At 61.0% G+C, this 25,643-nt stretch carries 36 protein-coding genes and 1 tRNA gene; 13 read left to right on the forward strand and 24 right to left on the reverse strand.

The features are described from left to right. The first annotated feature begins 63 nt into the window (after positions 1-63). The 3 genes from SynA1544_RS04965 to SynA1544_RS04975 are packed head-to-tail and all read left to right on the forward strand — an operon-like array spanning position 64 to position 3,029. The gene (locus SynA1544_RS04965) at positions 64-1,713 is read left to right on the forward strand and encodes a SulP family inorganic anion transporter (protein WP_186515036.1); all 1,650 of its coding nucleotides are present in this window, start codon (positions 64-66) and stop codon (positions 1,711-1,713) included. Beyond that, positions 1,706-2,752, forward strand: coding sequence for a dihydroorotase (gene pyrC, locus SynA1544_RS04970; protein ID WP_186515037.1), 1,047 nt, complete (start codon positions 1,706-1,708; stop codon positions 2,750-2,752). Before SynA1544_RS04965 ends, pyrC begins: the two co-directional genes overlap by 8 nt. Beyond that, a complete protein-coding gene (locus SynA1544_RS04975; protein ID WP_186515038.1) occupies positions 2,727-3,029 on the forward strand; it encodes a thioredoxin family protein in 303 nt (100 codons plus the stop codon). The genes pyrC and SynA1544_RS04975 overlap by 26 nt, the downstream gene beginning before the upstream one ends. 7 nt (positions 3,030-3,036) lie before the next feature. On the opposite strand, the gene SynA1544_RS04980 is transcribed toward SynA1544_RS04975, so the two are convergent. Then, positions 3,037-3,125: transfer RNA gene (locus SynA1544_RS04980), tRNA-Leu, on the reverse strand. Between the two features lie 39 nt (positions 3,126-3,164). Here SynA1544_RS04980 and SynA1544_RS04985 point away from each other — a divergent pair. The 3 genes from SynA1544_RS04985 to trpA are packed head-to-tail and all read left to right on the forward strand — an operon-like array spanning position 3,165 to position 4,624. Then, on the forward strand, positions 3,165-3,416 hold the full coding sequence (locus tag SynA1544_RS04985; RefSeq protein ID WP_115008824.1) for an NAD(P)H-quinone oxidoreductase subunit L: 252 nt from the start codon (positions 3,165-3,167) through the stop codon (positions 3,414-3,416). A 1-nt stretch (position 3,417) separates the two neighbouring features. After that, positions 3,418-3,774 carry a DUF3007 family protein gene (locus SynA1544_RS04990; RefSeq protein ID WP_186515039.1) on the forward strand — a complete coding sequence of 119 codons (357 nt, stop codon included), beginning with the start codon at positions 3,418-3,420 and terminating at the stop codon, positions 3,772-3,774. A 34-nt stretch (positions 3,775-3,808) separates the two neighbouring features. Continuing rightward, positions 3,809-4,624 (forward strand): tryptophan synthase subunit alpha, encoded by an 816-nt coding sequence (gene trpA, locus SynA1544_RS04995; protein WP_186515040.1) that lies wholly within the window; start codon positions 3,809-3,811, stop codon positions 4,622-4,624. A 71-nt stretch (positions 4,625-4,695) separates the two neighbouring features. Here trpA and SynA1544_RS05000 read toward each other — a convergent pair whose 3' ends face one another. Continuing rightward, positions 4,696-5,067 carry an AbrB family transcriptional regulator gene (locus SynA1544_RS05000; protein ID WP_186515041.1) on the reverse strand — a complete coding sequence of 124 codons (372 nt, stop codon included), beginning with the start codon at positions 5,065-5,067 and terminating at the stop codon, positions 4,696-4,698. Positions 5,068-5,165: 98 nt separating this feature from the next. Here SynA1544_RS05000 and SynA1544_RS05005 point away from each other — a divergent pair, with 98 nt between their 5' ends. Then, on the forward strand, positions 5,166-5,435 hold the full coding sequence (locus SynA1544_RS05005; protein WP_186515042.1) for a YciI family protein: 270 nt from the start codon (positions 5,166-5,168) through the stop codon (positions 5,433-5,435). Here SynA1544_RS05005 and SynA1544_RS05010 read toward each other — a convergent pair. Both SynA1544_RS05010 and SynA1544_RS05015 read right to left on the reverse strand, forming a co-directional pair. After that, positions 5,411-5,767 (reverse strand): c-type cytochrome, encoded by a 357-nt coding sequence (locus SynA1544_RS05010; protein WP_186515043.1) that lies wholly within the window; start codon positions 5,765-5,767, stop codon positions 5,411-5,413. The genes SynA1544_RS05005 and SynA1544_RS05010 overlap by 25 nt on opposite strands. Positions 5,768-5,786: 19 nt before the next feature. Beyond that, entirely contained in the window at positions 5,787-6,020 is a 234-nt protein-coding gene (locus tag SynA1544_RS05015) for a DUF3136 domain-containing protein (protein ID WP_114988622.1), read from the reverse strand. Between the two features lie 90 nt (positions 6,021-6,110). Between SynA1544_RS05015 and SynA1544_RS05020 the strand changes: the two genes are divergently transcribed. Continuing rightward, a complete protein-coding gene (locus SynA1544_RS05020; protein WP_186515044.1) occupies positions 6,111-6,632 on the forward strand; it encodes a Nif11 domain/cupin domain-containing protein in 522 nt (173 codons plus the stop codon). A 483-nt stretch (positions 6,633-7,115) separates the two neighbouring features. On the opposite strand, the gene SynA1544_RS05025 is transcribed toward SynA1544_RS05020, so the two are convergent. From SynA1544_RS05025 to SynA1544_RS05045, 5 genes are all read right to left on the reverse strand, one after another. After that, positions 7,116-7,610 carry a phosphate-starvation-inducible PsiE family protein gene (locus SynA1544_RS05025; protein ID WP_186515045.1) on the reverse strand — a complete coding sequence of 165 codons (495 nt, stop codon included), beginning with the start codon at positions 7,608-7,610 and terminating at the stop codon, positions 7,116-7,118. A gap of 5 nt (positions 7,611-7,615) precedes the next feature. Continuing rightward, positions 7,616-7,858: a hypothetical protein gene (locus tag SynA1544_RS05030; RefSeq protein WP_255477727.1), complete on the reverse strand. Its 243-nt coding sequence runs from the start codon at positions 7,856-7,858 to the stop codon at positions 7,616-7,618. 40 nt (positions 7,859-7,898) lie between these two features. Continuing rightward, the gene (locus SynA1544_RS05035) at positions 7,899-8,219 is read right to left on the reverse strand and encodes a hypothetical protein (protein WP_186515046.1); all 321 of its coding nucleotides are present in this window, start codon (positions 8,217-8,219) and stop codon (positions 7,899-7,901) included. Between the two features lie 24 nt (positions 8,220-8,243). Continuing rightward, entirely contained in the window at positions 8,244-8,609 is a 366-nt protein-coding gene (locus tag SynA1544_RS05040) for a YkvA family protein (protein WP_186515047.1), read from the reverse strand. A 68-nt stretch (positions 8,610-8,677) separates the two neighbouring features. After that, the gene (locus SynA1544_RS05045) at positions 8,678-9,604 is read right to left on the reverse strand and encodes a sigma-70 family RNA polymerase sigma factor (protein WP_115160726.1); all 927 of its coding nucleotides are present in this window, start codon (positions 9,602-9,604) and stop codon (positions 8,678-8,680) included. A 180-nt stretch (positions 9,605-9,784) separates the two neighbouring features. Here SynA1544_RS05045 and SynA1544_RS05050 point away from each other — a divergent pair, with 180 nt between their 5' ends. The 3 genes from SynA1544_RS05050 to SynA1544_RS05060 are packed head-to-tail and all read left to right on the forward strand — an operon-like array spanning position 9,785 to position 11,644. Continuing rightward, positions 9,785-10,276 carry a DUF2214 family protein gene (locus SynA1544_RS05050; protein WP_011363983.1) on the forward strand — a complete coding sequence of 164 codons (492 nt, stop codon included), beginning with the start codon at positions 9,785-9,787 and terminating at the stop codon, positions 10,274-10,276. Then, positions 10,276-10,941 (forward strand): peptidase, encoded by a 666-nt coding sequence (locus SynA1544_RS05055; protein WP_186515048.1) that lies wholly within the window; start codon positions 10,276-10,278, stop codon positions 10,939-10,941. The genes SynA1544_RS05050 and SynA1544_RS05055 overlap by 1 nt, the downstream gene beginning before the upstream one ends. A 46-nt stretch (positions 10,942-10,987) precedes the next feature. Beyond that, positions 10,988-11,644, forward strand: coding sequence for a L,D-transpeptidase (locus SynA1544_RS05060; RefSeq protein WP_186515049.1), 657 nt, complete (start codon positions 10,988-10,990; stop codon positions 11,642-11,644). On the opposite strand, the gene hisIE is transcribed toward SynA1544_RS05060, so the two are convergent. After that, positions 11,641-12,309 (reverse strand): bifunctional phosphoribosyl-AMP cyclohydrolase/phosphoribosyl-ATP diphosphatase HisIE, encoded by a 669-nt coding sequence (gene hisIE, locus SynA1544_RS05065; RefSeq protein WP_186515050.1) that lies wholly within the window; start codon positions 12,307-12,309, stop codon positions 11,641-11,643. The genes SynA1544_RS05060 and hisIE overlap by 4 nt on opposite strands. A gap of 67 nt (positions 12,310-12,376) precedes the next feature. On the opposite strand from hisIE, the gene SynA1544_RS05070 reads away from it, so the two are divergent. Continuing rightward, positions 12,377-12,853, forward strand: a complete 477-nt coding sequence (locus SynA1544_RS05070) for a 6-carboxytetrahydropterin synthase (RefSeq protein WP_186515051.1) — start codon at positions 12,377-12,379, stop codon at positions 12,851-12,853. On the opposite strand, the gene clpB is transcribed toward SynA1544_RS05070, so the two are convergent. Further along, positions 12,839-15,427, reverse strand: a complete 2,589-nt coding sequence (gene clpB / locus SynA1544_RS05075) for an ATP-dependent chaperone ClpB (RefSeq protein WP_186515052.1) — start codon at positions 15,425-15,427, stop codon at positions 12,839-12,841. The two genes, SynA1544_RS05070 and clpB, sit on opposite strands and share 15 nt — an antisense overlap. A 143-nt stretch (positions 15,428-15,570) precedes the next feature. Between clpB and SynA1544_RS05080 the strand changes: the two genes are divergently transcribed. Continuing rightward, complete coding sequence (locus SynA1544_RS05080; protein ID WP_186515053.1) at positions 15,571-15,780, forward strand: hypothetical protein; 210 nt, start codon at positions 15,571-15,573, stop codon at positions 15,778-15,780. On the opposite strand, the gene SynA1544_RS05085 is transcribed toward SynA1544_RS05080, so the two are convergent. The 13 genes from SynA1544_RS05085 to SynA1544_RS05145 form a co-directional block, all read right to left on the reverse strand. After that, a complete protein-coding gene (locus tag SynA1544_RS05085; protein WP_255477728.1) occupies positions 15,781-16,059 on the reverse strand; it encodes a hypothetical protein in 279 nt (92 codons plus the stop codon). A gap of 19 nt (positions 16,060-16,078) precedes the next feature. Then, complete coding sequence (locus SynA1544_RS05090; protein WP_186515055.1) at positions 16,079-16,474, reverse strand: hypothetical protein; 396 nt, start codon at positions 16,472-16,474, stop codon at positions 16,079-16,081. Continuing rightward, complete coding sequence (locus SynA1544_RS05095; RefSeq protein ID WP_255477729.1) at positions 16,474-16,761, reverse strand: Nif11-like leader peptide family natural product precursor; 288 nt, start codon at positions 16,759-16,761, stop codon at positions 16,474-16,476. The genes SynA1544_RS05090 and SynA1544_RS05095 overlap by 1 nt, the downstream gene beginning before the upstream one ends. Then, the gene (locus tag SynA1544_RS05100; protein WP_186515056.1) at positions 16,758-17,135 is read right to left on the reverse strand and encodes a c-type cytochrome; all 378 of its coding nucleotides are present in this window, start codon (positions 17,133-17,135) and stop codon (positions 16,758-16,760) included. The genes SynA1544_RS05095 and SynA1544_RS05100 overlap by 4 nt, the downstream gene beginning before the upstream one ends. A 124-nt stretch (positions 17,136-17,259) precedes the next feature. Further along, positions 17,260-17,619: a plastocyanin gene (gene petE, locus SynA1544_RS05105; protein WP_186515057.1), complete on the reverse strand. Its 360-nt coding sequence runs from the start codon at positions 17,617-17,619 to the stop codon at positions 17,260-17,262. Positions 17,620-17,626: 7 nt separating this feature from the next. Next, positions 17,627-18,646: an NAD(P)-dependent oxidoreductase gene (locus SynA1544_RS05110; RefSeq protein WP_186515058.1), complete on the reverse strand. Its 1,020-nt coding sequence runs from the start codon at positions 18,644-18,646 to the stop codon at positions 17,627-17,629. Continuing rightward, positions 18,643-19,701, reverse strand: coding sequence for a uroporphyrinogen decarboxylase (gene hemE / locus SynA1544_RS05115; protein ID WP_186515059.1), 1,059 nt, complete (start codon positions 19,699-19,701; stop codon positions 18,643-18,645). Before hemE ends, SynA1544_RS05110 begins: the two co-directional genes overlap by 4 nt. A gap of 81 nt (positions 19,702-19,782) precedes the next feature. Then, positions 19,783-22,080 (reverse strand): 1,4-alpha-glucan branching protein GlgB, encoded by a 2,298-nt coding sequence (gene glgB / locus SynA1544_RS05120; RefSeq protein ID WP_186515060.1) that lies wholly within the window; start codon positions 22,078-22,080, stop codon positions 19,783-19,785. 60 nt (positions 22,081-22,140) lie between these two features. Continuing rightward, the gene (locus SynA1544_RS05125; RefSeq protein ID WP_186515061.1) at positions 22,141-22,851 is read right to left on the reverse strand and encodes a DUF3887 domain-containing protein; all 711 of its coding nucleotides are present in this window, start codon (positions 22,849-22,851) and stop codon (positions 22,141-22,143) included. Positions 22,852-22,861: 10 nt separating this feature from the next. Next, positions 22,862-24,466, reverse strand: a complete 1,605-nt coding sequence (locus SynA1544_RS05130; protein ID WP_186515062.1) for a CocE/NonD family hydrolase — start codon at positions 24,464-24,466, stop codon at positions 22,862-22,864. Then, on the reverse strand, positions 24,456-24,707 hold the full coding sequence (locus tag SynA1544_RS05135) for a hypothetical protein (protein WP_370594099.1): 252 nt from the start codon (positions 24,705-24,707) through the stop codon (positions 24,456-24,458). Before SynA1544_RS05135 ends, SynA1544_RS05130 begins: the two co-directional genes overlap by 11 nt. Before the next feature lie 76 nt (positions 24,708-24,783). Then, positions 24,784-25,185: a DUF4332 domain-containing protein gene (locus SynA1544_RS05140; RefSeq protein WP_186515063.1), complete on the reverse strand. Its 402-nt coding sequence runs from the start codon at positions 25,183-25,185 to the stop codon at positions 24,784-24,786. Further along, entirely contained in the window at positions 25,185-25,622 is a 438-nt protein-coding gene (locus SynA1544_RS05145; protein WP_186515064.1) for a Ycf51 family protein, read from the reverse strand. The genes SynA1544_RS05140 and SynA1544_RS05145 overlap by 1 nt, the downstream gene beginning before the upstream one ends. Positions 25,623-25,643 lie beyond the last annotated feature (21 nt).

Raw genomic sequence — 25,643 nt, forward strand, 5'->3', positions numbered from 1 at the left:
AGGGGATTGTGCTTTGAAGCGAATCAACCTAAGGTCACTCACCTGGGTAATAGATAAGAAACCTTGTTGAACCGGATCAGCACCAGCAACCTCCGGGGTGACGCCTTTGGTGGCGTGACCGCCGCGGTGATTGCTCTGCCGATGGCCCTGGCCTTCGGGGTCGCCGCAACGGGTGACCCTGCCCCTGGGCTTTGGGGCGCCGTGATCATCGGCTTGGTGGCGTCTCTCTTCGGCGGAACGCCCACCTTGATCTCCGAACCCACCGGTCCCATGACCGTGGTGTTCACGTCGGTGATCCTGAGCTTCACCGCCACGGCTCCGGACAAGGAGACGGCCATGGCCATGGCCTTCACCGTGGTCATCTTGGCGGGCCTGTTTCAGATTCTTTTTGGCGTCTTCCGTCTGGGTCGATACGTCACCCAGATGCCTTACACCGTGATCTCTGGCTTCATGTCGGGGATTGGAGCCATCCTGGTGATTCTCCAGCTGCCCGCTTTCCTGGGGCAGACTGCATCGGGCGGGGTGATGGGAACCCTGTCCAACCTGCCGGGTTTGATTGCCGGAATTCAGCCGATGGAGCTGGCGCTGGCGTTGATCACCGTTGCAATCCTCTGGTTCACTCCAGCCAGCGTGAAGCGTTTCTGCCCGCCGCAGCTGCTCGCTCTTGTTCTGGGAACGGTGCTGTCGATGACCCTGTTCCACGACGCCGGTCTCAAGACCATTCCGCCGTTCAATGCTGAGCTCCCCAGCCTGCATGTTCCCACCTTGTCGGGCGGACAGCTGCGTTTGATGTTCGTGGATGCCGCAGTGCTGGGCATGCTCGGCTGCATCGATGCACTGCTCACCTCCGTTGTGGCTGACAGCCTCACCCGCACGGAGCACAACTCCAACAAGGAATTGGTGGGTCAGGGATTGGCCAACATCGCGTCGGGCGTCTTTGGCGGACTGCCTGGGGCGGGAGCCACGATGGGCACCGTTGTGAACATTCAGGCCGGCGGACGTTCAGCCCTGTCAGGGATTGTTCGTGCGCTGATTTTGATGGTGGTCGTTCTGGCCGCCGCCCCTCTCGCCTCAACGATTCCCCTTGCCGTGCTGGCGGGCATCGCCCTGAAGGTGGGCATCGACATCATCGATTGGGATTTCCTTCAACGGGCCCACCACCTCTCGGTGAAAGCTGCGGTGATCACCTACGGCGTGATTGCGCTCACGGTGCTGGTGGATCTCATCACTGCAGTGGGCATCGGAGTTTTCGTGGCCAACGTGCTCACCATTGATCGGATGAGCGCGTTGCAGTCCAGAAAAGTGAAAACGATCAGCACCGCTGATGACGATGTGGAGCTGACCGATGAAGAGCAGGTGTTGCTGGATCAGGCCTCCGGCAAGGTTCTGTTGTTCCAGCTCGCCGGGCCGATGATCTTCGGCGTGGCCAAGGCCATCTCGCGTGAGCACAACGCCATCGGCAATTGTCAGGCGGTGGTCTTCGACCTTTCCGAGGTGTCCCACCTGGGGGTCACCGCTGCGATCGCCCTCGAGAATGCCGTCAAGGAAGCGATTGAAGAGAGTCGTCAGGTGTTCCTGGTTGGTGCAACGGGCAGCACGGAGAAGCGCCTGCAGAAGCTGAAGCTGTTGGATCGGCTCCCCAAAAGCCACATCACTGGTGATCGCCTCGATGCCTTGCGCCTTGCCGTGAACGGTTTGCAGCTGAATGTCTGATCAGATCTCGATCATCGCCCCAGATGATTGGCACGTGCATCTCCGCGACGGGGAGATGCTGAACCAGGTTGTGGCCCATACCGCCCGCCGTTTTCAGCGGGCCATCGTGATGCCCAACCTGCGTCCCCCGGTGACCACGGTGGCTGCTGCACAGGCCTATCGCGATCGCATTCAGGCGGCGTGCCCCGCTGATCTGGAGTTCACGCCCCTGATGACGGCGTACCTCACGGATTCGATCGCTCCTGCGGAGCTGGAGATGGGTTTTCAAGAGGGCGTTTTTGCTGCCGCCAAGCTTTATCCCGCCAACGCCACCACCAATTCCGCCGCAGGGGTGACGGATCTGCTGCAGATCGATCCCGTGCTGGAAACGATGGCCCGGATCGGCATGCCCTTGCTGATCCATGGTGAAGTCACGGACAGCGAGATCGATATCTTCGACCGAGAGGCGGTGTTCATCGAACGCCATCTGGCACCACTGCGGGACCGCCATCCCGAGCTGAAGGTTGTGTTCGAGCACATCACCACCGAACAAGCGGTGCAATACGTCAGCTCAGCGGATCGTCATCTCGCCGCCACCATCACCCCCCACCATCTGCACATCAACCGCAACGCAATGTTTGCCGGCGGGTTGCGCAGTGATTTTTATTGCCTCCCCGTGGCCAAGCGGGAATGCCACCGTCAGGCCCTGCGCCGGGCGGCCACCAGCGGTGACCCACGCTTCTTTCTCGGCACCGACACGGCACCGCATGAACGGGCATCCAAGGAAAGTGCCTGCGGATGCGCCGGCATCTTCAATGCGCCCTTCGCCCTGGAGAGCTATGCCCAGGTTTTTGATGAGGAGGGCGCCCTGGAGCATCTCGAAGCCTTCACCAGCCTGAATGGGCCAGCCTTCTACAACCGTCCAGCCAACACGCGTCGCATCACGTTGCAACGCCGTGACCATCTCGTGCCGGAACTTGTGAATGGACTGGTTCCTTTCCATGCTGGAGAGATCCTGTCCTGGGCCGTTGCCGATGCACCTGATCAAGTTCAGCTCTGAAGACTGCGGCACCTGTCACCGCATGAGTCACTACGACGGCAAGGTGGCCGAGGAACTCGGCTGCAGCTTCATCTCCGTGATGCTGCAGGACACGGAGATGTATCGGAAATACCGGAAGATCCTGCTCAAGCAGTACCCCAACAAGGAGGGGATGGGCTGGCCCACCTACCTCCTGGTGAACGATCCCGATGGAGATTTTTCGATCAAGGGAGAACTGAAGGGCGGCATGCCCAAGGGAGATTTCCGCACCAAGCTGGCTGAGTTGCTGCCGTCTTGAGCTCAGTTGGTGGGGGCAGGGGGACTTGAACCCCCACAGGCCTTTCGGCCCAAGCGATTTTAAGTCGCGTGCGTCTACCGATTCCGCCATGCCCCCGCCCGGACATCTTAGATTTCCCCCAGCTGTCCTCAGGCCTTGGACCTTTCGTCCCTGCTCTCTCAAGTCCCACAGGACACGTTGTTGGTTCTGTTGGCCTACACCGTTCTGGGCGGCCTGTATCTCGTTGTGGTTCCCCTCGCCCTGTACGCGTGGATGAACCAGCGTTGGCATCGCATGGGCAAGCTGGAGCGTCTGGGCATCTATGGCCTGGTCTTCCTCTTTTTCCCGGGGATGATTCTGTTTGCCCCCTTCCTCAATTTCCGGCTGAGCGGTCAGGGAGACGTCTGAATTGACGCGTGGCAAGGTTCTTCTGATCGGACTTGCAGTCCTCCTGCTGGGCGGGCTTGGGCAGGTCGGCTTTCAAGCTGCAGGCTTTGAGGGGTTTTCGGCAGGAATTGCTGCGGAGGCCCTGCTGGTTGTGATTGTGGTGGTGTGGACAAGCTCTTACCTGTTCCGTGTGGTCACCGGCCAGATGACCTACATGGATCAGCGGCGTCGCTACCGCGAGGTCTACGACAAACAGGAAGCTGAGACGCTTCAAGCCCGTTTTGATGCTCTTCCCGAGGAGGAGCAACAGGCGCTGTTGCGCAAGATTGGAGCGGATGCCTCGGTTCCCGCGGACGGCGATGCCCCCGTCGACTCATAGGCTTCCGAAGTTTGTTCCTGGTCGGTTGACCGAGATGCCCAATCAGCAGTCCTCTTCCATCGCCCAGCGCTTTGAGCAGCTGAAGCAGGACGGTCGCCTCGCCTTGATGCCATTCCTGATGGCCGGCGATCCGGATCTCTCTGTCACCGCTGATGTGATGCTCAGCCTGCAACGTGCAGGGGCTGACATGGTCGAACTGGGAATGCCCTACAGCGACCCCCTCGCTGATGGGCCGGTCATTCAGGCTGCTGCGTCCCGGGCCCTTGCCGCCGGAACCACGCCAAAGGGTGTTCTGGACATGTTGCGCTCGTTGAAAGGCCAGCTGCAGATTCCCGTGATCCTGTTCACGTATTCCAATCCACTGCTCAATGTGGGGATGGAGGCGTTTTGCCAGTCCGCAGCGGAGGCTGGTGCGGCGGGTTTGGTGGTCCCTGATCTACCCCTTGAGGAAGCGGAGCGGCTGTCGACAATCGCAGAGCGTCATGGCTTGGATTTGGTGCTCTTGGTTGCACCCACCACTCCCCAAGATCGGATGGGTCGGATTGCGACATGCAGCCGAGGTTTCACCTACCTGGTGAGTGTCACCGGTGTCACCGGTGAGCGAGCTCAGATGGAAAGCAGGGTTGAAGGTTTGGTGCAGCAACTCAAACAAACCTCACCGGTTCCTGTTGCGGTTGGTTTTGGGATCTCCGGTGCCGAGCAGGTGCGTCAGGTTCGGGGTTGGGGTGCCGATGGAGCGATTGTGGGCAGTGCACTTGTGAAACGGATGGCCGCAGCGTCGCCCGGGGACATAGCTCAGGAAGCTGGTCGTTTTTGCGCTGAGTTGCGTGCCGCTGCCGATCAGCCCTAGGGGGCTGCCATCCCGCTCAAGCCATGAAAAACCCCGGCATTGGCCGGGGTTGCACTGCTTTTAATGTTGAATCACTCGTCGTCTTCGTCGGTGGCACCCACCGGTGTCAGACGAATCTGTTTGCGACCAAGTTTGATTTCAAATTCATCTCCAGGTTTCAGGTCGAGCAGCGCTGTATAGGCCTTGCCGATGAGAAGATTGCCGTTTCCTTGCACAGTGGCCACATAGCTGAGTTTGCGGCCGCCTTTGCCCACGCCGCCAACTCCACCCACGCCAAGACTGACGCCTTTGGCGTCCAGCAGTGCTTCATAAAAAGCGGTGAAATTCAGACGTTCACCACCATCTTTTTTCGTGGAGACATAGCCACAGGCACGAACAAGGTCAGACTTGCTGATGTCACCCAGGTCTTTGACTTTATTGAGAAGGTCGCTCCCAGTGAGCATCGCTTTCGAGAGATATCAACCTTCACAACATAGCCATGGTTCAAGCGGCTATGCCATCATTTTCCACTGAAAAGTTCGCTGTTATTTCATCCTTCGCTATGGCACGTTTCGTTTTGTGGGGCACTTACTGCGCGGATGCTCATGAGAAGCGTGCTCCCTATCGGGATGAGCACCTTGCTCGTCTCCAAAGTCTGAAAGAGCAGGGAACGCTGGTCACGCTCGGACCCACCGAGGGAAGCACCCATGTTTTCGGGATCTTCGAGGCCGACAGCATCGACGTCGTCCGCAGGCTGGTTGAGGACGACATCTATTGGAAGCAGGGGATCTGGACGGCGCTCGAGGTTTATCCCTGGGTCCAGGCGTTCTGAGCCTGCGTGAGCACCCATTCAGCCACGAGCTGATCTCCATCGCTCCCGAGAACATCGGCGTAACCACTCATCTGGCCTCGCCCTTCCCGGGCGATGGCTGCGATGGCGTCCACAGTTGCGACCTTCTCACGCTCGAGGGTCTTCAGCTTCAGGTTTTTGCCCCGGCGAATGATGTTGCCACCGTTGATGTGGCATCCCGCGCAGTGCTGTTCGAACAACAGGGCGCCGGGGCTGGCGTCAGACCCTGCAGCCAGCGAAGCGCCGGCTGAACCAAGGCTCAGCAGCAGAACAAGAAACGCACCAATGCAGCAGCGCAGGAGGTGGCTCAGCACAGGGATGATGTGGCTTGGATCAGTCTGCTTGAGCAGGCGATGCCTCCTTCTGGAACCGCTGGATCAGTTCATCGGGAGAGCGGTAATCCTTCGGAAGCGAGGTGTGCAATCGGTTGAGGTAGTCCCAGCAAACCGTCCGGCGAATGGCGTTGAGGTCGCGTCCATCGGCCACAAGGCGACGCAGGGCCTGGCAGTAGGTCGAGAATCCAGCCTCCAGATCTCCGATGGTGAGTGCCTTGGTTGCGGACGGCATGAAACAGAAGGTCAGGATCTTCTGACTTTTGCGTCGATCCCCTGATTGGTCTGTTGTCAGGATCACTGTTGAAGCTGTGCGGTGGTCTCCGTGGCGGAACAGGATCTGATCCGTTTCCTCAGCAAGATCTCCCAACTTCAGGCCCTTGCGGAGCGTGTGCGGAACGACTCCAGCAGCCGCGAACAGCTGGCGGCTTGTGCGGACCACAACCAGGTTGTTCAGTTGGCCCGATCCTGGGGGTACGACATCGGTCGGCGCTGGGGTGAGCGTGACCATCGGCCGGGGGGAGAGGCCAACCTGTTGGCGACCCCGTGCCCTCCACCGGGTGAGGAATCAACCCAGGTGGTGGCATCTGCCGAAACATGGAGACTGCTGTTGATCGCCTCCAACGGCTTCAGCTCCCCCCGTGACGAATGGATGGATCAGTCCGATCACGAGTGGGTGCTTGTGTTGCGCGGGAGTGCCTGTGTTGCGCTGCAGAACCCCGATCGGATTGTGGATCTCAGTCCAGGGGATCATTTACTGCTTTCGCCCCATCAACGCCACCGGGTGGAGCGCACGGATCCTGATCCGGGAACTCTCTGGCTCGCCTTGCACTGGGATGCGGCTTAAGCCCGGCGAGGCACGCCACCTCCACGATGGGTCGTGCAGCCCCCAAAAGGCAATGAGCACGACAGCTGATTGCCGTCGGTGGCATCGCTGACGAGAGTGAGTGCATCGAGATCGGAGGAGCCCATGACGGCCGACACTCCACCTGAGCAAGCCCCAGAAGCAGACTGACTTTCTGGCCCCTGCTCCAACAGTTTCCACCCATTCGTAAGCGATTCGTCTGGCGCGACAACGAAGAGCGTCAAGCCAGTCGACTCCCCTCTGCATCGTTCGTAGGTGCCCCGCAGGAGAGCCGCTTCACACCTGGACCCGATGGCCCCAGGGTGCCTTGAGCCAGACGCTTCGACCCTCCTGTCTCAGTTCCATTGCTGGAGGAGTTTTTCCAAGGCATCAGACACTGAAGTTGAAGTCGATTGCCATGCGCAAACGAGCGAGTTAGGCCGTCTTTCCATCGGGAAGGGCGGCCTTCCTTTTGTTCGTGAAGCCTCAGTCCTGGAAATCAAGCTTGATGGCTGATCCTCCGAGGCCCAGTCGTTTGCGGGAGGGAGTGGCGTTCGCACGCTTCACCAACCAGTAAGCCGCTGAAAGTGAGACGACAGCGATCCCGAGGCCCACCAGCAGCTGGGGTTTGTTTTCAGCACCGGAGGGCAGCACGATCACCTTTCGAGCCACCGCCGTCAGTGCGGTGACCAGAACCAGTTCGATCTGCACCACGTGGCGCCTTAGGTAACTGGTGATGTTTTGCAGCACCTCCAGCGCGATCAACACGGTGAGCAGATCGCCAAGGATCTTGATCAGGTCATCGCCCAACCATATTGCCGCTGACCCAGTCAGCAATTTGGAGCTCAAGGAAACAATCAGCTGGATGATGGCGGCGCTGATCACCACGGCTGTGATCAGGGTGAGCAGTCTGGCGACCTCGCGCTCACCTGCATCAACGAAACCGAGAAAACTTCTCTTGGAACGCGTGGGTTCACTCACGGGCTTCAGTCGTTGAAGGGGGTGTAGTAGGGGCGAGCCTTGGTGTCGCTGGCCGGGTTGACCACCTTGGTGTCGCAGGTGACGGAGCCGTCCTCTGCCTTGATGCAATCGGCTTCAATCTTGCTGTCTTTGCCCGTGGCGCTACCCGGTCCCCGCAGCCACCCCTCGGTTTGCGCATGGGCCGAGGAAGCGCCCAACACCGACATCATCAACAGAACGGAGGGGCAGAGGAGGTGATTTCGCGTCATCGGGGCGATGTCTGAGCCACCACTTTGCCCGTGTCAGCGGTTAATCGGTGCAGTCGTCTCGAATTTCCTGCAAAAGCAGATCAAGTTGCCCGAACGGATCGTCGTCGGCCGTTGCCACACCGGCAGGTTCGCTGGAAGGCTGGCCGTGCCATTCGGCTTCAACGCTGCAGAGCCGATCAGCCAGTCCAGCCAGTCCACGCATGTTGTGTTCGCGCTCCAGCACCTCAAGCAGGGAAGGCATTCGGGTCGACACAGCGCGCAGGTTTCGACGCAGGTCGGCCTGGGTGCGCCCTTGCTGCTTTAACCAGTCCTTCAGCAGCAGAGTGAGATCCGCTTCAAATTCAGGGGTCCAGCCAGACATTGATCAGCGATTCAGTTCAGCGATTCAGTGCGCCAGGGGAAACCAACGATCCAGTTTGCGGCGAGCTCGCATCCGGATGGCGGGAGTGACGTGATTGCTCCACAGACCCACCATGGCCGTGAGCGCCACCAGATCATCACTGAAACCGGCCACCGGCAGCAGGTCTGGAATCAGGTCGGCCGGCATCAGTAGGTAACTCAGGGCAGCGAGCATCGTCAGCCGTGCGGCTGAGGGGGTCCCGGGGTCAAGCATCAACTCCAGGGCTTCCAGGGCTGGGGCGGCAAGACCTCTGCCAGCCCGCTGCAACAGGCTCCGCAGCAGGTTTTCGTCGATCACCTCCCGTTCAAGCACGTCGGCTTCAACGGTGGTTCGCGCAGCCTGGTCAGTCATGCGGAGGGAACCGGTTGGATCCACTCTCCCCAGTTCCTCCGCAAGACGCCAGCGGGGCGTGCCGATCTTCAGGGTGTGGATTCCACGAGTCCGCTTTGAATGCCCGTCTTGCGCAGTTTGCGCAGGGCCCGCTGCACCACCTGACGGCAATACTCCCGTGAACAGTTCATGTGGCGTGCCACCTCGGCAAGGGTGCGCCATTCGTTGGTGCCATCCAGCCCAAAGCGCAGGGTCACAACGGTGTGTTCTTTCGGGGTGAGATTGGCTTTGGCCAGCAAAGACCACACGGACGCGGTGCGTTCAGCGATCTCGGCCCTTTCCAGCGGCGGGAGCTCCTCGCTTGGCAGCACATCCACCAGCTCGGAAGGATCCGATTTCGATTTCACAACCCCCTGCAGGCTCACGGTGACGCTGCGCAGTTCACAGGCCAGCAGATCTTCCACCTCAGCGATGGGGATCTCCATGAACTCCGCGAGTTGCTCTCCGCTGGGGCTGAGGCCATTGCGCTGCATCAAGCGTGCCTTGGCAGCCCGCAATTTGGTGAGCTTTTCGTTCACATTCACGGGAATGCGAATCGTGCGGCTTTGGGTGGAGAGCGCTCGATTCAGCCCCTGCCGAATCCACCAGTAGGCATAGGTGGAGAAACGATGGCCGCGGGTGGGGTCGTATTTCTCGACGGCACGGGTGAGGCCAAGGGTGCCCTCTTGAATCAGATCGAGAAGATCCAGACCCTTGCCCTGATAACGCTTGGCCAGATTGACGACAAGACGAAGGTTGGAGGTAATCATCTGATTCTTGGCCCGTTCGCCACGGCGAATCACGCCTTTTTCTTCATCGCTGTACTCACAGGCTGGGCCACTCCCGCCAGCCAGATGACAGCGTTCTGTGATGGCGACCATCGCCTGAACCTTCCTCCCCATCATGAGTTCCTGTTCTGGAGTGAGCAGTTGATGGCGACCAATTTCGCCGAGAAAAGCACTCAGAGAACTCGTCATCATGACGATACGGCTGAATTGAACCTAGAACCAAAGTGTTTTTTTCTGGCGGTCATAATAAAGACTCCCGAATTAATACTTTGTGCGCTATTTCACTCTTTCTTCCTGTTGCTGAAGTGAATCTTTCATTGTTAATTCAATTGGGTGGCTAAGGTCGCCGCACCTTCCGCCGCCACGCCCATGCCCCTGGCCGTCGCTCTCACGTCCGACATCGCCAAAAACGCTGGCGTTGCCTACGTTCACTACCTCAGCTTCATGCTCTGCTTTGGCGCTCTGGTGCTGGAGCGGAAGCTGATCAAAGCGGATCCGAATCGCCAGGAAGCCACGGCGATGGTGATCACCGACATCGTTTATGGCATCGCTGCCCTGGCTCTTCTTGTCAGTGGAATCCTGCGGGTGATCCACTTCGGCCAGGGGGCTGAGTTCTACACCCAGAATCCGCTGTTCTGGTGGAAGGTTGGTCTTTACCTCTCCGTGGGAGGCCTGTCGCTGTATCCCACGATCACCTACATCCTCTGGGCGATTCCCCTGCGCAAGGGTGAGCTGCCGAAGGTGAGCGAAGCCCTGGCCAAGCGTCTGGCCTGGATCATCAACATTGAACTGGTCGGCTTCGCCAGCATTCCGTTGATGGCGACCCTGATGGCCCGCGGTGTGGGTCTTCCCGCCGCCTGATGCAGCCCGAGCTCTGTCCTCCACAACAGCAGGTTCGAACCCTGCAGGTGGCTTTGGAACGCCAGCCTCCAGGCCAGAGGCCGGGCTATGCCTCCTCCATCGCCACCACCTCCCTGGGCCCTCCGGTGTTGAAGCACTGGTGCGTGTGGGTTCAGCCCGCCGCCGCCACGCCGGCCAACCGCTGGGAGCAACGCTGGCTTGATCAGGTGTCATCGGCGCTGACCACCTGGGGTGCACTGGTTCCGCTCACGCTGGTGGACAATCCGGACCAGGCCAACGTGTTGATCCAGCGCCAGCGCCCGGCCCGCCGTCAGGTCGAGGGGGTCTGGAGGGCCAGCAATGGACGAACACAGCTTCAGGTGGTGGACGTGCAGCGTTTGGGCCGGAGGCGCCTCGAGCCTCAGGTGAAGGTGATGGTCTCCCCCGAGCTTCGGGCCGATGCCCTGCAAGCCACGGCTCTGCATGAACTGGGTCACGCCTTCGGACTCTGGGGTCACAGTTCTGATCCCACCGACGCCTTGGCGGTGAGCCAGGGGCAGAGTCCGGTGTTGGTGCCTTCAGAGCGGGATCGCCTCACACTCGCGTGGTTGATGCAGCAGTCCACCCGTTTCGGTTTGACGATTCGACAGCCCACCGAACCAGCTGAATCTGTGTTGCCTGAGTGACGCCGCCATCCGGCCGCGGCATGCTGCCGGAAGTCGTGGTCGATGCATGGACCTGGTCCGCTCTCTGGTGATGGCCGGATTGATGGTCAGCCTGGTGGGTTGCCGTTCTGACACCAGCACCGCGGTGCTGGAGCCCCAGGCTCGCGAACCGATTCGGATTCAGCTGGACGGCAGCAATCCGTCAGCCAATGAAGGGGTTCTCGATCGTGCTGAGGGGCCTCTGCGTTTCACCGTTGGCCATGGGCGCCATGGCATCGGCTGTGAAGGCACCACCTTTGAAGAAGGCGTCACGCCGCTTGGAACCTTTGAGGTGAACGCCATCCTCAGCGACGATCGCTTCGAGATGGACCCCTCCCTGGTGGAGCAATCCGGGAAGACAGAAGACGAGCTGCGCGAGACCCTCTTCACCAACATGAACTCCATCGACTTCAAAGGTGATGGGGAAACCGGTGAGTACGGCATCGGTTACATCAGCCTGGCTCCAATGCCGGCAACCGAGCAGCCCTTCCGCTTCAACACCTACGACGGCGTCTTCCGCTGGTACAGCTTCGCCATTCACGGCACCAACGACGAGAGCCGGATCGGCAAGGCGGTGACTGGCGGGTGCATCAACGCCGGAAAGCTCACCATGGGGGTGTTGTTGGACACCGTGGAGCTGGGCGATCAAGTGGTGATCAGCAGCGACAGCCCCTGCCTGCCTTAGTGCCGGCGGGGGGCACCCCGCCGCGCGGCCAGCACTTCCTGCACCTGCCGCCAGCTCACGCCGTGATGGGCTAATGCCACCTGCATGTGGAAGACGATGTCCGCAGCTTCGCCGGCAATCTCGGCGGCATTGTCGTCTTTGCAGGCCATCACGAATTCAGCACTCTCCTCGCCGATTTTCTTGAGGATGCTGTTGTCTCCCCCCGCCAGCAGCTTGTTGGTGTAGCTGTCTTCCTCCGGCTGTTCCTGTCGTCCTTCGATCACGCGGAACAGTTCGGTGCAGGCATCCGTTGGCGGCGGCAGAGCCTCTGCCCCACCCGCCGTTCGCCCGTCACTGTTTTCGTAGAAACAGCTGCGGGAGCCGGTGTGGCAGGCCACCTCTCCGGCTTGCTCCACGGTCACCAGCAGCACGTCGGCATCGCAGTCGTAGCGGATCTCCCGCATCGTCTGAACGTGACCGCTGGTGGCCCCCTTGTGCCAAAGCTCCTGGCGTGAGCGGCTCCAGTAATGCACTTCACCGCTGCGCAGGGTGGCTTCGATGGCGTCCCGGTTCATCCAGGCCACCATCAGCACCGCCCCGTCCAGCCAGTCCTGGGCCACAGCTGGAATCAGCCCCGCTTCGTTAAAACGGAGTTGGTCAATGAAGGCGGGGCTGAGGGGCTGCATCAGGCCTCGGACATTCGGGCAACCCCTGAATCTTCCCGCAGCGTGCTCTATTCCGCGTTTTCACTCCTTGCTGGTTTCTCCGACCCCCTACAGCTGCAGCAAAGCCTTCAGCGGCTATCCCTGCTGTCACCGCCAGTGGCGCCACCAGGGCCATTGCAGCTTCGTGCATGGCTACAGCCGCAGTTTCAACCTCTGGTTCGCCGCAACGGAGCTGGATGCCTGCGGGTTTGTTGTTGATTTTTCCAGCCTTCGCCCCTTCGAGCAACGGCTGCGGCAGCAGTTCGACCACACCTTTCTGGTCAATGCCGACGATCCACTGCTGGCGGAATGGCAGCGCCTGCACCTCCTCCAGGCCATTGATCTCCGCGTGATGGAGAACGTGGGCATGGAGGCAACGGCGGCCTTGATCTGGACCTGGGCCAATGAGCTGCTGCGGGAGCGGGACGGCGGTCGCACCTGTTGCTTTGGCGTGGAGGCGCGGGAGAACAGCCGCAATGCCGCCACCTACAGCGCTGTTCCCGCCTGGTTTTCAGCGCAGGGCTAACGCGTCCGCTTCCAGCTCCACGCTGATCGCCTGCCCTTCGCTGTAACGACCCGCCAGGATCGCTTTGGCAATGGGTGTCTCCAGTTCCCGCTGCACAGCGCGTTTCAGCGGTCGTGCCCCGTAGACGGGGTCATATCCGGCATTGGCGAGCCAGTCGGCGGCCCCATCGCTCAGGCTGAGCTCCAGCTTGCGCTCAGCCAGCCGCTGGCGCAGACGTTCCACCTGAAGGGTGACGATCTCGCGTAGTTCCTCCCGCCTGAGGCTGTGGAAGATAATCTGATCGTCGAGGCGATTGAGGAATTCCGGCCGGAAATGGGCCCGGAGAGCGTCATTCACCCGGCTTTCCATCGCTCCATGCTGCTCGGGATCGCCGGCCAGCTCCAGGATCGACTGGCTGCCGATGTTGCTGGTGAGAATCAGCACGGTGTTGGTGAAGTCCACGGTGCGGCCCTGCCCATCGGTGACACGGCCGTCATCAAGGATCTGCAGCATCACGTTGAACACATCCGGGTGGGCTTTCTCCACCTCGTCGAACAGGATCACGGCGTAGGGCCGACGACGCACCGCTTCGGTGAGCTGGCCACCGGCCTCATAGCCCACGTAGCCGGGAGGTGCCCCGATCAAACGGCTCACGGTGTGCTTCTCCATGTACTCCGACATGTCGATGCGAACCATGGCGTCATCGCTGTCGAACAGCCGGTTGGCGAGGGCTTTGGAGAGTTCCGTCTTGCCCACACCCGTGGGGCCGAGGAACAGGAAGCTGGCGATGGGGCGGTTCGGATCGCTCAGCCCCGCCCTGGACCGTTGAATCGCATCGGCGACGGCGGTGACGGCCTGGTGCTGGCCGATCACCCGCTGATGCAGGTCATCTTCGAGTTGCAGCAGCTTCTCCATTTCGCTCTGCACCAGCCGCGCCACAGGGATTCCGGTCCACTTGGCGATCACCTCGGCGATGTCGTCTTCACTCACCTCCTCCCGCAGCAAGCCTTTCTCGCCAGGCTCCTCTGAGGCGATCTGGGCTTCCTGTTCGAGCAACTGCTTCTGCAGCGAGGCCAGGGTGCCGTATTCCAGTTCCGCTGCTTTGTTCAGGTCGTAGCTGCGTTTGGCCTGTTCCACCTGCAGCTGCACCCGTTCGATCTCCTCCTTGAGCGACGACAGCTCATCGATCGCTCCTTTCTCCTGCTGCCACTGGGCATTCAGGGAACTTTGCTGTTCGCCCAGTTCCGCCAGTTCCCGTTCAATCCGTTGCAAGCGTTCCTGGCTGGCGCTGTCGGATTCACGGCCGAGGGAGAGCTTCTCCATCTCCAGCTGCAGGATCTTGCGATCGATTTCATCGATCTCCTCTGGTTTGGAGGTGATCTCCATCTTGAGGCGGGCGGCCGACTCATCCACCAGATCGATGGCCTTGTCGGGCAGGAAGCGGTCGGCGATGTAGCGGCTGCTCAACACAGCCGCCGCCACCAAGGCACTGTCGGCAATGCGCACACCGTGATGCACCTCATAGCGCTCCTTCAGACCACGCAGGATGGAGATGGTGTCTTCCACCGTGGGTTGATCCACCAGCACCTGCTGGAAGCGACGCTCCAAGGCGGGGTCCTTTTCGATGTGCTGGCGGTGCTCGTCGAGGGTGGTGGCGCCAATGCAGCGCAGTTCCCCCCGGGCCAGCATCGGCTTGAGCAGATTGCTGGCATCCATGGCGCCACCGGTGGCGCCAGCGCCCACCACCGTGTGGATTTCATCGATGAACAGCACGATCTGGCCTTCCGAGGCGGTGACCTCCTTGAGCACAGCTTTGAGCCGTTCCTCGAACTCACCGCGGTATTTCGCACCGGCGATCAGGGCTCCCATGTCGAGGGCGATGAGCTGACGGTTCTGCAAGGCCTGGGGCACATCGCCATTCACGATGCGCTGCGCCAATCCCTCAACAATGGCGGTCTTGCCGACCCCGGGTTCGCCGATCAGCACGGGGTTGTTTTTGGTGCGCCGGCTGAGGATCTGGATGGTGCGCCGGATCTCCTCGTCGCGACCGATCACCGGGTCCAGCTTTCCGTCACGGGCGGCGGCCGTCAGGTCCCGTCCGTACTTCTCAAGCGATTCATAGGTCCCTTCCGGGTTTTGATCGGTCACCGTCTGGTTGCCTCGCACGGCTGTAATGGCTTGTTTGAGTTTGCTGGTGTCAACGCCCGCTTGGCTGAGCAGTTGACGCGCGCAGCGGTCATCGTCCGCCAAGGCCAGCAACAGGTGTTCGATGGCGATGTAGCTGTCACTGAAACCATCGCGGGCTGTTTCGGCGCGATCCAGGCAGCTGTTCAGGGAGCGTCCCAGAAACACCGATTCCCGTGGAGAGCCAAGACTGGGCTGCTGCCTGAGATGGCTGTCGACGGCCGCCTGGAAATTGCCGACGTCGACCCCTGCTTTGCTGAGAATGCGTCCAGCCAGACCGTTCTGCTGCAACAGCGCAAGCAGCAGATGCTCCGTTTCAAGTTGCTGATGCCTGGCGCTCTGCGCCAGTTGCTGGGCGGCGACGATGGCGGCCCAGGCTTGTTCGGTGAACTGTTCCGCCGTGGGTTGCATCTCGGATGCGTTTCAACTGGGTTCACCGTATGGGGCTTGTTCCGTTTTCAGTGGGGGCAAACCGAAGCCTTTGGATCGGTCCCCACGCCAGGGAGCGGCAAACCGGGGTGTCTTTTTAGAGTTTGCCGAACCCTTGGATGCCAATGCCTGATCAGCCGCTGGTGGACTCCCTCGTGCAGCAGGGTCTGGCGCTCGCAGCAACGGCTGGCGGTGAGCTGGAACGCAGCTGTTGGATGGTGGTGCATGAGCACCACCACGGTGTGAAACCCACGGAGTACGACATCCGGGAAATCGACGAGGATCTCTATCTGGCTGTGTTGCAGGCGGCCAAGCAGGCTCAGTCCGCCGTTTGATCAGCCGTTGAGCAGCTTCCGCAGAAGCGCGCGGTGAGCGTTTTCGGCTTCGATGCTCTCCCTCATCTCTTTGGGGAGTCGGGCCTCAAGGATGTCCTGTTTTTTCATCTCCGTGGCATAGCGGCTGCTGAACGCGCTGAAGCGATCGAGATACGACCTTGCGACCTCTGGGGTGAAGGCAATCACCTCCAGAGCGTGTTTGAAGTGGAGGTAGGACACGGTCCACTCCACCAGCTCGTCAAAACTCTGCAGGCCAAGCGGGTTCTCAGGAAGCGTCATCGCTGCATCGCCCATGGCTTCAACCAAAACCCTTGGCCTTGGCCTGGGCCGTCAGGTCCTTCAACCGGCCGTTGAGCAGAACATCGCGTTCACGCTCTGCCCCCACATGGGGTGCGATCTCCACCCCAGCGCTCCGCATGGCCTGCAGCGCTGCTGCTTCCTCAGCTGAGCCCGTGTCACTGCCGAGGTAGCGCTCCACGGCCGCAGCCCCTGGGGCGTCCGCAGCGAAGTACACCGTTCCCGGACCTCGCCGCTCGATGGTTTGCTGCCGCTGCCGGCGGCGCTGCTGCACGCTCGCCCAGAGCCGGCCTTGATTGGCGGTCATGAAGGCGTTCAGATCGGCGGCGTCGGTGTCTTCCGCCAGGGCCATGCTGGTGCCGTCGATGAAATCACTGAGCAGGGTGACAACGGCCATCAGGTCTTTGGTGGTTGCGGGGCTGTTGATTGGGAGACTGTTGATTGCGAGGGATTTGATTGGAAGGGTGCTGATTGAAACGAGCGCTGGATTCGGCTGGTTTCGAACCAACTGGTGATGGCTGATTCGCGGGCATCGTCGCGGAGATCCCGCTGGATCACATTGAACCCATGGCGGCGTGCCAGGGCCAACAGTTGATCGTCATCGCTGCATTGGGCCGCATCACGCCGCAAGCCCTGGTGGTGCTCCACAGCCCGCAAAAAATCGCGAAGAGCTTCACGACTCATCGCCTGGACCAGCCCAATTCGGCCCGTTGTTCGATGTAGGTGGCCACAGCAACAATCTCCTCTTCCGTGAGTTTGTCGGCATAGCCGGGCATCGCATTCAGGCCATCCTCAATCTCATGCTCGAGGGCCTCCAGCGGGGTGCTCGTGTAGGCCTCAACATGGTTGTTGAGGTCGCTGATCTTCAGTGTCCGGTTGGCGCGGATCACATTGCCGCCGCCCATGTGACAGGCCGCACAGTTGCTGTTGAAAATCTGCTCACCTCGCTCCAAGGCGGAGCTTTCCATCGTGTCGATCGCCATCGCCGGAGCAGACAGCAGACCTGTCGCGCCAACGATCATCAGCAACGTCAGGATCAGGCCTGATACGCGTGCCATCGCAACCCCTGCAATACCCCAAGCTATCCATCGGTTCCGTCAAAAAAAAGAACCCTGGGCTGTGATTGACACACAGCTCAGGGTTGTCTGATGAATTCGAGTGGTTTCTTCAGAAACCCTGGAATCACTCAACGATCACTTTGCCGACCATGCCAGCGCCACGGTGGGGCTCGCAGTAGAAGTCATAAGTGCCAGAGGTGGCGAAGGTCTCTTCCCAGGATTCGCCGGGGTTGAAGGCGAGATCAGAGTGGCTGTACTCATCGTGGCCTTCGAAAACGGCGTTGTGAGGAGCCAGCTTGTTGTTGATGAACTTGACGGTGTCACCGGCCTTGATGTTCACGGTGGCGGGCTCAAAGGCGAGCATCCCGCCGTCGGTGCCGAGCTTCACTTCAACGGTGGCAGCTTGAGCGCTGCCGACGTTGAGGCCGATCAGCATCAGGAAGGCGCAGCAGGCAGCTGCAATGGTGCGGATGACGGAGCGCATGAAAGGGCTAGGTCGATGCATGGACATTACGTGCTGATCTGGGGGTTCCGCGGTTGGGTAGGCCGGAATCACAAAGAACTGTTGCCAAGTCAGGGGCATGGCTGCTGCCGCCGAAACGTTCCGGCTGCGTCACCGGGTCATGGATGAAGTGGCGCTGGCGAATGCTGAACCGGTCCCAGGCATTCACTTCGATCGGCAGAACGCGGATCAGGGTCTCAATCAGCCATGGCCAGAGCGGAATGCCGGGCGTCCGGGCCACACCGCGCCAGCGGCAGAGGGTTTTCACGGTGTCGTTCACCGAGATGGCCGCTTGTCCCATCACCACCCGACGCAGGGCGCCTTGCCCGGGTTCTCGGTTTGGCTCATGCGGTCTTGTGGCCAACAGGCCACAGATGCGGGCGATGTCTTCCGCATGGATGAAGTGGAAGCTCGCATCCACCCGTAGCCAGCGGGCCAGCCAGAGCCAACGGCTGACTTCAGCCAAACCTTCGGTGAGGTAGCTCGTGGGGAAGGGGCTGGTGCCGTCGACCCGTCCACCGAACACCAAGGTGGGAAACACCGCGACGACTTTGCTGGCCAGAGGGTGCTGCTCAAGATCCCTGAGGCAGCGAGCCTTGGTTTGGATGTATTCCGTGCCGTAGGCCAGAGCTTCCGGCAGGGGGCGCAGGTGCCGATCGAGCACACTGGCCGTTGAGAAGTAAATGATCTGCTCCAACTTGCTGGGATCGAGAAGCGCCAGCATCCGTTTCACCGCCAGCACATTCACCTGTTCGGCCCGCTCGGGGTCACCCCAGGCCGTGGCGGTATGAATCACCCGGTTCACCAAGGCCAGCTCGTCAGCGAACCGGTCGGTGTCCCGCAGGTCACCGACCAGAAGGCGGATGCGTGGATGGTCTGCTGAAACAGCCGTGAGTTTGGAGGGATCCCGCAGCCAGAGCAGCAGCTCCGCATCGGAATGATCCAGCAGCCAGCGGGAGATGTACTGACCGACGCAACCGCTGGCGCCGGTCACCAGGATGCGGGTCAAACGACAGCCCCGAGACGGTCCATCACGCTCTTGCCAGCACGGAAGAAGGCTTCACCATTTTCTTCCGGAGTTCCCGGCAAGATGCCGTGGCCCAGATTGAGGATGTGCTTCCGGCCGCGGGCTTTGCGCACGCAGTCATCGATGCGGGCTTCAATCGCCTCCGGGGTGCCGAACAACAGGCCGGGGTCCACGTTGCCTTGAACGCCAACGTGCTCGGGAAGGCGAGCCAGGGCTTCCGCCATGTCCACGGTCCAATCCAGTGAAACGATGTCGACACCGGTTTTGGCCATCCGCTCGATCACGCCGGCACTGCCGGAGATGTAGAGGATGAAGGGGGTGTCGGGGTGTGTCTGCTTGACCAGATCCACCACTTTCTTCTGATACGGGGCGGCGAAGGTGTCGTAGTCCGCAGGGCTCAGCTGGCCAGCCCAGGAATCAAACATCTGCACCACCTGGGCGCCGGAATCAATCTGATAGCGCAGGTAATTGGCGATCGACTCCGCGAAGTGGTCGAGCAGTTTGTGAAGGATGTCGGGCTCGCGGAAGGCCATGGCCTTGATCACCGCGTAGTTCTTGCTGCTCTTGCCTTCCACCACGTAGGCGGCCAGGGTCCAGGGAGCACCAACGAAACCGAGAACAGCAGCCTCATTGCCAACGCTTTGGCGCAGACGACCCAGCACTTCGCCCACGAAGGGCATCGACTCGGCGGGGTTCAGAGGGCGCAGGGCATCAACCTGGGCCATGGTCCTGATCGGATCGCCAATCTGGGGTCCTTTGCTCTCGATGATGTCGAAATCGATCCCCATGCCCGGCAACGGCGTGAGGATGTCGGAGAACAGGATCACGCCGTCGGGCTTGAAGGCGTGGAACGGCTGCATCGAGATCTCGTAGGAGAGATCAGGGTTTTCGGAACGTTCCCGGAAGCTGGGGTACTTGTCCCGCAGGTCCCGGTAGATCTTCATGTAGCGACCGGCCTGGCGCATCATCCACACGGGAGGACGCTCCACCGATTCACCGCGCGCAGCGCGCAGGAGCAGGGGTAAAGAGTCGCTCATCAAGGCCGGTCAGGTCAGCCGGAAACCTACCCGAATCAAAGGCTCCGCTAGAGCCTTACCGCTTCATTGTCATCACCTTCGTCACACGATGTTGTCGGGGTCGCTGCTGCTCAGGCTGCGCTTCGGGTCGTGCTTGAACACCATCAGGCTCAGCGGTGGCAGGCAGAGATCCAGAGAGTTCTCGTAGCCGTGGATGCCCCATTCGTCTGTTGGTTTACCGCCCATGTTGCCGAGGTTGCTGCCGCCGTACTTGGCCGCATCGGAGTTGAAGATTTCCTCGTAGAAGCCGGAGAGCGGAACGCCCACGCGGTAGTGGGAGTGGCTTTGGGGTGTGAAGTTCGCCACCACCACGAGCCAGGTGCCGCTGGCTCTCTCTCGACGCATGAAGCTGATCACGGAGTGGCGGTTGTCGTTGCAATCGATCCACTGGAAGCCGAACTGGTCGAAGTCGTCCCGCCAGAGGGCTGGCTCAGCCTTGTAGAGAACGTTGAGGTCATCCACCAACCGCTGGATGCCTTTGTGGGGGTCGTAATTGAGCAGATCCCACTGAAGATCCCCCCACACGTTCCATTCGGCTCTCTGGCCGAATTCCATCCCCATGAAGATCGTCTTCTTGCCGGGGTGGGTCCACATGTACGAAAGCAGGGCACGGGTGTTGGCGTACTTCTGCCAGTCATCACCAGGCATTTTGTGCAGGAGATGGCTCTTGCCATGCACCACTTCATCGTGGCTCAGGGCCAGCATGAAGTTCTCGGTGTAGGTGTACCAGATCGAGAAGGTGATGTTGTTCTGGTGGAACTGGCGGAACCACGGGTCCAGCTCGAAGTAATCGAGCATGTCGTGCATCCAACCCATGTTCCACTTGAGGTTGAATCCGAGACCGCCGCTGCCCGTGGGCTGCGTCACCATCGGCCAGGTGGTTGATTCCTCCGCGATCGAGAGGGCCCCTGGGAAGTGCTGGAACAGCACGTGGTTGGCCTGCTGCAGGAAGCGAACGGCTTCGATGTTCTCCCGACCACCGTTCTCATTGGGCAGCCATTCCCCGTCGGGACGCAGGTAGTCGCGATAGAGCATCGAGGCCACGGCATCCACGCGAATGCCATCGATGTGGAACTGCTCGAACCAGAACACCAGGTTGGCGACGAGGAAATTACGAACCTCGTTGCGGCTGTAGTTGAAGATCAGCGTTCCCCATTCCTTGTGTTCTCCGATCCGGGGATCACTGTGTTCATAGAGATGGGTGCCATCAAAGAAGGCCAGGCCGTGGGCATCCTTCGGGAAGTGGCCCGGAACCCAGTCGATGATCACGCCGATGCCTTCAGCGTGGCAGCGATCCACGAAGGCCCGGAATTCATCGGGCGTTCCGTAACGGCTGGTGGGGGCATACCAACCCGTCACCTGATAGCCCCAGGAGCCGTCGAAGGGATGCTCGGTGATCGGCATCACCTCGATGTGGGTGAAGCCTCTCTCCTTCACGTAAGGAATCAGGCGTTCAGCAAGTTCGGCGTAGGTGAGCAGGCGAGCGCCGGGTTTCATCTCCGCAGCGGGAACGGGCGTCCGAGGGGTGCCGTCGGGTTGAATCCAGGGCTCATCCGCTGAGGCGTGGATCCAGCTGCCCAGGTGCATTTCGTACACCGAGATGGGTTGATCCAGCGCGTTGCTGCTGTCGCGCTTCTGCATCCAGCCCTGATCGGACCATTGGAATCCGTCCAGACGTGCCACGACGGAACTGTTGTCGGGACGAACCTCGTGTTGGAAGCCGTAGGGATCAGCCTTTTGGTAACAGTGACCGTCCTGGGTGCGGATTTCATACTTGTAGAGATGTCCCTCCTCGAGGCCGGGGATGAACAGTTCCCAGATGCCCCCGACGCGCTGCTGCATGGGGTGGTGACGTCCATCCCATGAATTCAGATCTCCAATCACGGAGACCGTGAGAGCGCTGGGTGCCCACAGGCAGAACATCACACCCCTGACCCCGTCACGCTCGGTGAGGTGGGCACCCATCTTTTGCCAGATGTGGTGATGGTTGCCTTCAGCAAACAGGTGGCGATCCATTTCGCCCATCCATTCGCCGCGGAAGGCCCAGGGGTCGTGTTGTTCGTGCACGATCCCGCCCCGCTCAACCCTGACCCGGTAAGTGCAGCCGGGGTCTCTGGTGAGCTGTGCCTCGAACACCCAGGGGTGGTTCGGCGTTGTCATGGCGATCTCGTCGCCAGCCTGCAACAGGGTGACTGTTTGGGCTTCCGGCATCCACATGCGCACGGTCCAATCCTGATCCGAGGGTTGAGGACCAAGCACCGCAAACGGGTGGTCATGGCGACAATTCGCCAACCGTTCGCCGTCCTGCACCATCCAGTCGAGGACTGCGGCGACACCCATGGGAGATCTGTGAATTGGGCGAGATGTTAAGCCCGATTTACGAAACAGATCCGCTGTTGATCAGACGAAGTCTCGGGAAATGTCGACGTTGATGATCCGACCGCTTGCGTCAAAGATCACGAACAGGTTGGTGGTGGCCTGGCCGAAGGCGACAGCCACCAGCACGAGCTGCTGATCGCCGCCTTGATGGGCGATCACAGCGTCCTTGACCTTGCGGAATCCACCTGACACCTTGCTGAGCTTGGTCCATTTGCGTTCCAGATCTCCCGGGGCCAGCTCCTCCTGGAGTTGGAGGGACATCTTGGATCGCGCGGCAATCCAGCGTCCTGCTGCCAGGTCGCGGGTGAAGTCGAGGGCCGTTGTTTCGATCGGCTGGATCCGGTCGCTCCACTTCCAGGCGAGCAGTTTGCCGTCCTCATCCAGCACCATCAGCATCCCTTCGTCACCGGATGAGGTGGTCACTACAGCGTCAACCGTGGTGGTGTTGTAACCAGGAATCACGTTGACCACGCGGGTCGCAGCGATGGCTTCGCGTTGGTCCAGGCGGTCCTGGACGGTCTTCACATCAACACTGGCCTGAACCGGCTCGGCCAGGGCGTTGTGCATGACGTCTCCTTGACGCTCCTGAAGAGCCTCGAGCAGGAGTTCAGCGGCCGCTGTCGCCTGGGCTGGTGTGAGTTCAGTTTTGGTCAGCTCCTCCGCTGCTGCGGGGTTGATCCCCCCAAAAGGGGCTGACAGGGCGATGGCCAGCAGGGCAGCGGAGAGCTTCAAAGCGCAAACATCAGTCGAGCTTCAGTTTGCCGGAGTCGAACGGGTTCAGCTGCAGGCTGGAGTCAGCAAGCTCCAGTGTCAGCCTCACCACACGATGCTCCGGGCTTGGTGCTCCGCAGGCAACACCTTCGTGGCCAGGGTTGACGCCAATGGCGGGCCAGGCCGCTGCTGCAACCGAGACCCGAAGTCGATCACCCGGAGCCAGGGTCGCCTGAAGTGGCTGAAGAATCACGTTGCGCTTGGTTCGCTGCAATGCCTCTTCTCCACGAACCCGCGCGATTCCTGTGCTCAATTGTTCGACGCCCTTGGCCTCCGCAGGCAGTCGCGACAGGCTGATGCAGAGATCAAAACCGGGCTGGTCGGCCTGGGCGTTCAGCTGCAGCAACGGTTGACCCGTCAGCAGAAGCTCAGCCGCCAGGGGTGCCGACGTGAATGTCGCGACGTCGCTGCGTTGATCCACCGCCATGCGGTCTGCAGGTCCAGGGGTTGTTCCAAGGTGTCCCCCAATCGCCGGCACCGGTCGCCAGGGGTCATGGACGAGGGTCACGCTGCCCCCTCCCGCTTCATCCGCAACGAGCGCACCGTCGCTGGGGTCGATGCAGGCCAGTCCTTGGCTGCTCAGTCCCCATAACGCAGGAACGCCACTGTCGGCTGCGGGAAAGGGGTCCCACCGATGGCGCGTGATGTTCCAGAGCTGGTGAGCGGGCATCGGCTCCAGCGGCGGGCTGTTCTGCAGATGCTGTTGGAAGAACTGCAGCATCAGCTGTTGGGTTTCTGGCCACCACTGCAGATGGGACGCCGGCCCAATGTGGAGGCAGGGCTGCCCTCCGGCGGCCCGGCTGCGATGCCAGAGATCCAGCAGTCCCACCAGATGGGGGTCCCACCATCCACCGATCAACAGCATCGGGCGTTGAAGCCAGCTCGCGGGGGGGCGATGAACCGTCCACTGCTGTTCCTGGCTTGGGTCGTTTCGCAACCATCGCCAGGCCATGCCATCGGGGTCATGGCGTTGCAGCAGGTCCGGCCCGTCCCGGAGATAGCGACTGTCTTCCAGGCTTTGGCGGATCTCCAGCCAGGCCGTTGCATCACCGCGTCGCTGGGCCTGAAGGGCGGCCAGCTGGAGCCCCCAGCCGAGACCGAGGTGCCACCAGTGGGCACCGCCCTCACAGCTCCAGTGGCGACGTTCGTCCAGGCCGGTCATCGCTGGAGCAGTGCAATCCGGTGGTGGCGTGGACTCACCTGCGGTGAGCTGGGTCAACCCCTGATACGAAAACCCGTAGGCCCCCAGCCGTCCATCGCATTCCGGCAGATCGCGGACCCAGGCGTGGGTGGCGCTGGTGTCAGCTGCTTCCTGGGCAAATCCACCGAAAACACCTTCCGACTCCCCTTGTCCCCGCACGTCCTGAACGACCACCAGGAAGCCATGGGAGGCCCACCAGGTGGGATGGGCGTAGGTGACCGTGGAAGCGATGCGGCTTCCATAGGGCTGCCGCATCAGAAGTGCTGGCCAGGGTCCGCCATGGCTGGGGTGCCACAGCCTGGACTGCAGCACAACGCCATCGGCCAAGGTCAGCGCTGCAGCTCGGCAGGCAACTGCTCTTGTCTCAGCGGACATCGGAGCAATGCATCCCCACGACGTAAGTCACAAGGATTTCCGCATCCTGAAAGTTCAGGTTTTCGCTTTGAGCGACCTTACGGATGGCTTTTTTGGAGTATGCCGACTGTCCGTTGTTGTTCATCTCCACGAACGAACGGCACATCGCCTTTGCTTTCGCAGGGTTGCGTTTGACGCTGTTGAGCAGATCCGATTCAGCGGCACCCGCAAGCATGGGTGACCCCAACAGAGCCAGAACCACGAGAGCCGTGCGTAGGGGGTTGAACCTCATGACTTGTTCATACGCAGGATTGGCCACCAAGTCAGGCCTGCTGGGGTCAGTTCGCCAGTTGCCTGGCGCGTCGGATCCAATCACCGGCAACCCGCAGATCCACGACGGCAGGTCGTTTGGTGCCAAGGCTGCGCTCAAGCCTTCCGGTCTGGCGCACAAGACGTTCTGGGGTGCACGCCGCAAGCGCGGCTGGCGTGGCAATGCCGGCATGCATCAGCAGCGCGGCGTCCTGGGGGGGCAGATCCAAACCACAGACCAAGCCCGCCATTCCCCGAAGCCGTTTGAGGTTGCGTGCTGAGGCCTGACCGCTGCGGGCCAGTTGGCTCAGCTCGAGATCCGTCAAGGCGCAGATCGTCGACCAGCGGTTGATGCCGGCCTGATCAAGCTCCTGTTTTTCCCTGCGAAACGACTGGGGAAGATCTTGAATCGCGTCGTTGAACTCAGGCATCAACCCAGGGTCTTGCTGACCTCTCCAAGAATGACGGGACGGCTCAGACCATCGCCTTCAGCCTGGATCCCCCGCAACCGCACCACCACAGTGCTGCTGGAGCGTCCAGAGCCGCGCAGGTTTCCCTCCAGTTGCTCCAGGGTGGCCTGGACCGTGCTTGGTGCCAGGTCGGCGGGAACCTGCGCCACCACCAGGTCGTTGCCGTTGTCGAACACGATCGGTGCCCGGACCGCACCCTCCACCACCACCGGTGGGGTGTAGCTCACGCCGAACGCCCAGCAGCTCACCGCCAGCAGCAGCGTGAAGCTGCTCACGCCGACCAGGCGGAAACGGATGCCCCAACGGGCGAGGAAAGCAACAGCTGTTAGCACTCCCAGCCCAAGACCGGACCAGCCCAACCAGGGAGCGGCGGTAAGCAGCAGCTGATCGAAGGTCATGGGGTCTGGTGGACGGAAAAC

This window comes from Synechococcus sp. A15-44, assembly GCF_014280115.1.
Taxonomy (GTDB): Bacteria; Cyanobacteriota; Cyanobacteriia; order PCC-6307; family Cyanobiaceae; genus Parasynechococcus.

Excerpts from the sequence above, each read along its gene's own strand:
- SynA1544_RS05055 (WP_186515048.1), top strand. The coding sequence starts at position 10,276 with ATGCAGCCCGAGCTCTGTCCTCCACAACAGCAGGTTCGAACCCTGCAG.
- SynA1544_RS05090 (WP_186515055.1), bottom strand. The coding sequence starts at position 16,474 with ATGGCCGTTGTCACCCTGCTCAGTGATTTCATCGACGGCACCAGCATG.
- SynA1544_RS05130 (WP_186515062.1), bottom strand. The coding sequence starts at position 24,466 with ATGTCCGCTGAGACAAGAGCAGTTGCCTGCCGAGCTGCAGCGCTGACC.
- SynA1544_RS05000 (WP_186515041.1), bottom strand. The coding sequence starts at position 5,067 with ATGCTCACTGGGAGCGACCTTCTCAATAAAGTCAAAGACCTGGGTGAC.
- SynA1544_RS05040 (WP_186515047.1), bottom strand. The coding sequence starts at position 8,609 with ATGACTGACCAGGCTGCGCGAACCACCGTTGAAGCCGACGTGCTTGAA.
- SynA1544_RS05100 (WP_186515056.1), bottom strand. The coding sequence starts at position 17,135 with ATGGCACGCGTATCAGGCCTGATCCTGACGTTGCTGATGATCGTTGGC.
- SynA1544_RS05035 (WP_186515046.1), bottom strand. The coding sequence starts at position 8,219 with ATGTCTGGCTGGACCCCTGAATTTGAAGCGGATCTCACTCTGCTGCTG.
- SynA1544_RS05140 (WP_186515063.1), bottom strand. The coding sequence starts at position 25,185 with ATGCCTGAGTTCAACGACGCGATTCAAGATCTTCCCCAGTCGTTTCGC.
- hisIE (WP_186515050.1), bottom strand. The coding sequence starts at position 12,309 with ATGCAGCCCCTCAGCCCCGCCTTCATTGACCAACTCCGTTTTAACGAA.
- SynA1544_RS05045 (WP_115160726.1), bottom strand. The coding sequence starts at position 9,604 with ATGACGAGTTCTCTGAGTGCTTTTCTCGGCGAAATTGGTCGCCATCAA.
- SynA1544_RS05095 (WP_255477729.1), bottom strand. The coding sequence starts at position 16,761 with ATGAGTCGTGAAGCTCTTCGCGATTTTTTGCGGGCTGTGGAGCACCAC.
- hemE (WP_186515059.1), bottom strand. The coding sequence starts at position 19,701 with ATGAGCGACTCTTTACCCCTGCTCCTGCGCGCTGCGCGCGGTGAATCG.
- trpA (WP_186515040.1), top strand. The coding sequence starts at position 3,809 with ATGCCCAATCAGCAGTCCTCTTCCATCGCCCAGCGCTTTGAGCAGCTG.
- SynA1544_RS04975 (WP_186515038.1), top strand. The coding sequence starts at position 2,727 with ATGCACCTGATCAAGTTCAGCTCTGAAGACTGCGGCACCTGTCACCGC.
- SynA1544_RS05015 (WP_114988622.1), bottom strand. The coding sequence starts at position 6,020 with ATGCCGTCCGCAACCAAGGCACTCACCATCGGAGATCTGGAGGCTGGA.
- SynA1544_RS05060 (WP_186515049.1), top strand. The coding sequence starts at position 10,988 with ATGGACCTGGTCCGCTCTCTGGTGATGGCCGGATTGATGGTCAGCCTG.
- SynA1544_RS05145 (WP_186515064.1), bottom strand. The coding sequence starts at position 25,622 with ATGACCTTCGATCAGCTGCTGCTTACCGCCGCTCCCTGGTTGGGCTGG.
- SynA1544_RS05085 (WP_255477728.1), bottom strand. The coding sequence starts at position 16,059 with ATGACGCTTCCTGAGAACCCGCTTGGCCTGCAGAGTTTTGACGAGCTG.
- SynA1544_RS05005 (WP_186515042.1), top strand. The coding sequence starts at position 5,166 with ATGGCACGTTTCGTTTTGTGGGGCACTTACTGCGCGGATGCTCATGAG.
- petE (WP_186515057.1), bottom strand. The coding sequence starts at position 17,619 with ATGCGCTCCGTCATCCGCACCATTGCAGCTGCCTGCTGCGCCTTCCTG.
- SynA1544_RS05080 (WP_186515053.1), top strand. The coding sequence starts at position 15,571 with ATGCCTGATCAGCCGCTGGTGGACTCCCTCGTGCAGCAGGGTCTGGCG.
- clpB (WP_186515052.1), bottom strand. The coding sequence starts at position 15,427 with ATGCAACCCACGGCGGAACAGTTCACCGAACAAGCCTGGGCCGCCATC.
- SynA1544_RS05030 (WP_255477727.1), bottom strand. The coding sequence starts at position 7,858 with ATGACGCGAAATCACCTCCTCTGCCCCTCCGTTCTGTTGATGATGTCG.
- SynA1544_RS05050 (WP_011363983.1), top strand. The coding sequence starts at position 9,785 with ATGCCCCTGGCCGTCGCTCTCACGTCCGACATCGCCAAAAACGCTGGC.
- pyrC (WP_186515037.1), top strand. The coding sequence starts at position 1,706 with ATGTCTGATCAGATCTCGATCATCGCCCCAGATGATTGGCACGTGCAT.
- glgB (WP_186515060.1), bottom strand. The coding sequence starts at position 22,080 with ATGGGTGTCGCCGCAGTCCTCGACTGGATGGTGCAGGACGGCGAACGG.